This is a genomic window from Pseudomonas sp. PA-4-8C (genome assembly GCF_021606625.1).
GTDB classification, from domain to species: domain Bacteria; phylum Pseudomonadota; class Gammaproteobacteria; order Pseudomonadales; family Pseudomonadaceae; genus Aquipseudomonas; species Aquipseudomonas lactis.
The window spans coordinates 1-2,713 of the sequence record NZ_WKCD01000442.1 but is presented as its reverse complement, the minus strand read 5'-3'; the positions used below and the strand labels follow the sequence as shown (position 1 = coordinate 2,713).

The 2,713-nt window shown below is 59.7% G+C and carries 4 protein-coding genes; 2 read left to right on the top strand and 2 right to left on the bottom strand.

The genetic code is table 11. The annotated features are described in order from the left end of the window. On the top strand, positions 1 to 550 hold a 550-nt coding region (locus GIW04_RS29655), incomplete at its 5' end, for an aldehyde dehydrogenase family protein (protein ID WP_236479526.1). 174 nt (positions 551 to 724) lie between these two features. Further along, on the top strand, positions 725 to 1,501 hold the full coding sequence (locus GIW04_RS29650) for an ABC transporter substrate-binding protein (RefSeq protein WP_120248338.1): 777 nt from the start codon (positions 725 to 727) through the stop codon (positions 1,499 to 1,501). Positions 1,502 to 1,659: 158 nt separating this feature from the next. On the opposite strand, the gene GIW04_RS29645 is transcribed toward GIW04_RS29650, so the two are convergent. Together GIW04_RS29645 and GIW04_RS29640 are read right to left on the bottom strand one after the other, a co-directional pair. Beyond that, positions 1,660 to 2,286, bottom strand: a complete 627-nt coding sequence (locus tag GIW04_RS29645; protein WP_003190517.1) for a helix-turn-helix transcriptional regulator — start codon at positions 2,284 to 2,286, stop codon at positions 1,660 to 1,662. Continuing rightward, a partial coding sequence (locus GIW04_RS29640) for an FAD-dependent oxidoreductase (RefSeq protein WP_236479525.1) occupies positions 2,286 to 2,713 on the bottom strand: 428 nt, incomplete at its 5' end. The genes GIW04_RS29645 and GIW04_RS29640, both read right to left, overlap by 1 nt.

The window sequence follows — 2,713 nt, the reverse complement described above, 5'->3', positions numbered from 1 at the left end:
AGCCGAGATGGGCCCGATCGTGTCGCGGGCTGCGCTGGAACGTATCAGTGGTTACATCGAGCAGGGCGTACAAGCCGGCGCGCAGTTGCTGCTCGATGGCCGTGACTACGTGCCCACCGAGCCGGGCTTGGAGAACGGCTTCTGGTTGGGCGCGACCTTGTTCGACCACGTGACCCAGGACATGAGCATCTACCGCGAAGAAATCTTCGGCCCGGTGCTGGCCTGTGTACGCGTGAACGATTTTGCCGAGGCGGTGAAGCTGGTCAACGACCACGAGTTTGGCAACGGCGTCAGTTGCTTCACCCGCGATGGCAACATTGCACGTGAGTTTGCGCGGCGTATCGAGGTGGGCATGGTCGGTATCAACGTGCCGATCCCGGTGCCCATGGCCTGGCACGGGTTTGGTGGCTGGAAGAAGAGCCTGTTCGGTGACATGCATGCCTACGGCACCGAGGGCGTGCGCTTCTACACCAAGCAGAAGTCGATCATGCAACGCTGGTCGGAGAGCATCGAGCAGGGCGCGGAGTTTGCGATGCCGGTGTCCAAGTAAGGTTTAAGCGGTGCTGCTGGATCTGATGTGGGAAGGCTCAAGCCCTCCCACATTTTTTTTGCCTGTTGACGGGTTAACACTTAAAAGTCCAGTATGGAATTATAAGTACAAAATAGACGCTGCCCGTTTTTCTTCACTCTTGCCAAACCAACAACAACTTGCGAGAACCCCTCCATGAAGAAACGTCATCTCCTTCCCGCCCTGGCGCTGAGCCTGTTTGCCTCCAGCCACCTGCTGGCCGCCGAAAAAACCCTGCGTATTGGCATTGAGGCCGCTTACCCACCGTTCGCCTCCAAGACCGGCGACGGCAAGATCGTGGGTTTCGACTACGACATTGGAAACGCCCTGTGTGCGCAAATGAAGGTCAAGTGCGTGTGGATCGAAGGGGAGTTCGACGGGCTGATTCCGTCCCTCAAGGTCAAGAAGATCGACATGGCGTTGTCGTCCATGACGATCAACGAAGACCGCAAGAAGTCGGTGGATTTCACCCACAAGTACTACTTCACCTCGTCGCGCCTGGTGATGAAGGACGGCGCCGTGGTGGATGACCAGTACGCCAGCCTCAAGGGCAAGAACGTCGGCGTACAGCGCGCGACCACCACCGACCGCTATGCCACCGAGGTGTTCGAGCCCAAGGGCATCAACGTCAAGCGCTACAGCAATAACGAAGAAATCTACATGGACCTGGCAGCGGGGCGCCTGGATGCGATCTTTGCCGACACCATTCCCCTGAGCGACTTCCTGGCGATGCCGCGCGGGCAGGGTTATGCCTTTGTGGGCCCGGAGCTCAAGGACCCGAAATATGTGGGCGAGGGCGCCGGTATTGCGGTGCGCAAGGGCAATGGCGAATTGGTCAGCGAACTGAACGCGGCCATCGACGGCATTCGCGCCAGCGGCGAATACCAGAAGATTTCACAGCAATACTTCAAGGCCGATATCTACGGCGACTGATCCAAGGAAATACGCGTTCAATGTGGGAGCTGTCGAGCTTTAGCGAGGCTGCGAAAGCGGTGGGTCAGGCAATGAAAATGTTGACCTTGCCGGCCCCTTCGCAGCCTCGCCGGGGCTCGACAGCTCCCACAGGGATCGGCGTTGTCGTCAGAAAGGGGTCAGCCCTTGAGTTCTTTCAAATGCTTGTAGACCGTCGCCCGCCCCATGCCCAGCACATTGGCCACATAGTTGGAGGCGCTCTTGCCCTTGAATGCCCCCTCGGCGTGCAGCGCCAGCACCAGTTCGCGTTTGTGGTCGCGGGTCAACAGGTTCAGGCTCAACTGACGCTCGCGCAGCCAGGCATGCAGGAAGGTGTTGATGCGCTCCTGCCAGTCATCGCGAAACAGCGCGTCTGGCTGTGCGATCAGCTTGCTTGGCGACAGGAACAAATCCAGCGCCGCCTTGGCCGTTTCGAACATTGAAATATTCAGGTTGATGCACAGCACCGCCAGCCGGCGGCCTTTGTGGTCGTGCAGCACGGTGCTCAGGCTGCGGATTTTCTGGCCGTCCCAATTGAGCTTTTCATAAGGGCCGATATTCACCTCGCTGACGTCACCGTCGAGCATGTCCTCCAGGGACGAGTCGTCACCCAGGCTGCGTTTGGACAGGTTATTGGCGATGTAATCCACGGTTTGCGTGCGCAGGTCATGCAACACCACTTCTGCATGGGGAAAGAACAGCGTGGCGATTGCATCGGCAATCGCGCGGAAGTTCTGCATGACCTTGTCTTGTTCAGCGGTGTTCATCAATGGGGCTCCAGGCGGACCGGGGAGAGCATACCAGCGTCCAGGCCGAACCGGGTCAGTGCCTCCGGCAGCGGTTCGCCGCGTACCAGGGCCGCGCTGGCCTGGCCCATGGCGGGCGAGGTCTGGATGCCATAGCCGCCCTGTGCCGCCACCCAGAACAGCCCCGGTACTTGCGGGTCAAAGCCCGACAGCAAATCACCGTCCTGCACAAAACTGCGTAAGCCCGCCCAGGTGCGCGTGGGGCGGCGGATAGTCAGGGTGGTGGCTTCCTCGATCTGGTAGATGCCCATGGCGATATCCAGTTCTTCGGGTTGCACGTCCTGGGGTTCTACTGGGTCGGCGTTGGCCGGTGAGCCGAGGAACATGCCGGCATCCGGTTTCATGTAGAACGCTTCGTCGAGGGCCACCAGCATCGGCCAGTCGTGGC